This window comes from Streptomyces prunicolor NBRC 13075, assembly GCF_000367365.1.
Classification (GTDB): Bacteria; Actinomycetota; Actinomycetes; order Streptomycetales; family Streptomycetaceae; genus Streptomyces; species Streptomyces prunicolor.
The window spans coordinates 1-2490 of the sequence record NZ_BARF01000181.1 but is presented as its reverse complement, the minus strand read 5'-3'; the positions used below and the strand labels follow the sequence as shown (position 1 = coordinate 2490).

Sequence of the window (2490 nt, the reverse complement as noted above, 5' to 3'; positions counted from 1 at the left end):
CCCACTGGCGGCCAGTAGATTTTCCCCAACCGCGGCCAGATATCTCCCCGCTGTTGGTGGGTGGATCAGCGCAAGGGGATCACCCCCTGACCGCTGGTGGCCTGGTTGAGCCGGAAGGAATCACCCTGGGTGACCACCACGTGAGCGTGGTGCAGGAGCCGGTCCACGGTCGCGGTGGCCAGGGTCTTGGGCATGATCTCGTCGAAGCCGGAGGGGTGGAGGTTGCTCGAGACGGCCAACGCCCGCCGTTCGTAGGCGGCATCGACCAGCCGGTAGAAGCCCTCGGCGGCATCGGGTGAGACCGGCAGCAGTCCGATGTCGTCAACAATGATCAGGTCGGTCCGGATCAGCCGGGCCATCGCTCTGGCCAGGGAGTCGTCGGCCCGGTGACTGCGGACGAGGGCTCCGAGGTCTTCGATGGTGAACCAGGCGACGGTCATGCCGGCTTCGATGGCCGCCTGTCCCAGGGCTTCGGTGAAGTGGCTTTTGCCCGTGCCCGAGGGCCCGCAGATGCAGAGGTTCTCCTTGCGGGTGACCCACTCGAGCATCTTCAGCGAGTCCTGGGTCGGCCGTGGAATGGAGGAGGCGGTCTCGTCCCAGTCGCCGAAGGTCTTGCCCGCGGGGAACCCGGCCCGCTTGCGGCGGGTGCGGAGGTTCGCGGCGTCCCGGCCGGCAGCCTCTTCGGACAGAAGGACGCGGACGACCTCGGCGGGGTCCCAGCGTTGGGCCTTCGCGGTGGGGATCAGGTCGGTCAACGCCCGCCGGATGTGCGGGAGTTTCAGCCGCCGGGTCAGCTCGATGGCCTCGGCGAGGGGATCGCCGTGGGTGCCGGTGACGGTGCGGATCGGGGTGGCCATCAGTGCTCTTCCTTCTCGTCGGCGACGCCGAAGTTGGACCAGGCGGAGGTGCCCGGCTGCAGGCTGTGGTTCTCGGAAGGCCGCGTGGGTTCGACTGTCTCCAGGCCGACTTGGTAGGTGAGGATGCGGATCAGGTCGTTCTCCGCGAACCGTCCGGCGACCGCCGCCGAGCCCAGGGCCCGGTCGACATCGGCGGCGGAGTGGAGCTTGGCCAGCGCGACGGCCTCGGCCATCTTCGACTTGACCCTGCGGGCTCCGGCCGCGCCGGCCTCGATCAGCCAGGACGCCGCCCCGGGACCGAGCGCGAGGAAGGCCGCCTCCTCGGCCGAGTTGGCCTTCGGTGTCCGGTCGCCCTCCTTGTCTTTGCGGGGCGGGTAGTGCTCGTCCTTGATCTGCGGGCTGCCGGGAGTCGAGCGGTCGTGCCGGGCGACCTCGGCCGGCCCGTCGTCCGCGACGGCGGTGACGATCAGCTCGTCGCCGTTGAAGCGGGCCCAGACCCGGGTGTCGATCAGCTGGTGCGGGACCGAATAGCGCACGCCTTCAACGGAGATGGTGGCGTCCCAGTTGACCCGTCTCGTGGTGCCAAACGCGACCGCGAACGGCTCCTTCGGCAGCGGGTGCAGCCGCTGCCGTTCCTCGGCGAGGGCCTCGGCGGGCTTGCGCCGGCTGGCCCGGTGGACCCGGTTGTTGACCTCGTCGCAGAAGTCACGGCAGGCCGCCTCCAGATGTCCGAACGACCCGTACTGCTCAAGCAGGTTGGCGTCGGTGGGCACCAGGTCGGCCTTCGCGATGCGGACCGTGGCCTCGGATCCGCCCTTGGTTTCCGGGTCGGCCGGCAGACACGTACGGATGGTCAGCCCGTAGTGCCGGGCCACCTCGACGATGTCCGGGTTGCGGACCGCGATGTTCGCGATGTGCATCGTGGTGACCGTCTTCTCGTTGTCGGTCAGCGCATAGGCCGGCACCCCTCCTATTCGCCGCAGAGTGGAGTCCAGGCAGGCCACGATCGTCGGCAGGGTCTTGTCGAACACCGGGATGACGACGCGGAACCGGGACCAGGCCAGCCAGGCGCACCACAAGGAAGTACGGCGTCCGCCGATCCGCGGCCCCTCGCCCCAGTCCCACTGCAGCCACAGTCCGGGCTCGGTGATCCACGGCCGATAGACCCGTCGCGATCCGGCCCGCAGGCTCGTCTTGACCTCCGCGACCACCCGCCGGGTGGTCCTTTCCCCGCCCGTGAAGCCCATCGCCGTGATCCGCCGGTGCACGACGTCGGCACGGATCCGGCCGTGGGAGTTCACCACCAACTCCTCGATCTTCGCGAGGTATTCGTCGATCGGGCGGGCCCGGTGCTGCCGCTCGGTCGGGCTCTTGCCCTCGGCCCGAGCCTGCACATACCGGGCCACCGTGTGGTGGTCGCAGCCGGCCAGCTCGGCCGCCGCTCGGTAACTCCCCGTGAGGTCGTATGCCTCAAGGATCTCCATGATCTCCCTGCTGTTCTTCACACCGGTCAGCTTCGCCGACCGGTATCGGTCCAGGTCCGGGGAGATATATGGCCGTCCGTGGGGCAATCCTTGGCCAGGAATGGGGCGCTAAGTGACCGCCTACGGGGAGTATCTACTGACCGCCGTCA

At 68.9% G+C, this 2490-nt stretch carries 2 protein-coding genes; both read right to left on the bottom strand.

Features of this window, described 5'->3' with window-relative positions; genetic code table 11:
- Window positions 1–65: 65 nt before the first annotated feature.
- A complete protein-coding gene (istB, locus tag SPR02S_RS54650; protein WP_019065495.1) occupies window positions 66–857 on the bottom strand; it encodes an IS21-like element helper ATPase IstB in 792 nt (263 codons plus the stop codon).
- The gene (gene istA / locus SPR02S_RS54645; protein ID WP_019065494.1) at window positions 857–2362 is read right to left on the bottom strand and encodes an IS21 family transposase; all 1506 of its coding nucleotides are present in this window, start codon (window positions 2360–2362) and stop codon (window positions 857–859) included. The genes istB and istA overlap by 1 nt, the downstream gene beginning before the upstream one ends.
- Between the last annotated feature and the right edge of the window lie 128 nt (window positions 2363–2490).

Excerpts from the sequence above, each read along its gene's own strand:
- istB (WP_019065495.1), bottom strand. The coding sequence starts at position 857 with ATGGCCACCCCGATCCGCACCGTCACCGGCACCCACGGCGATCCCCTC.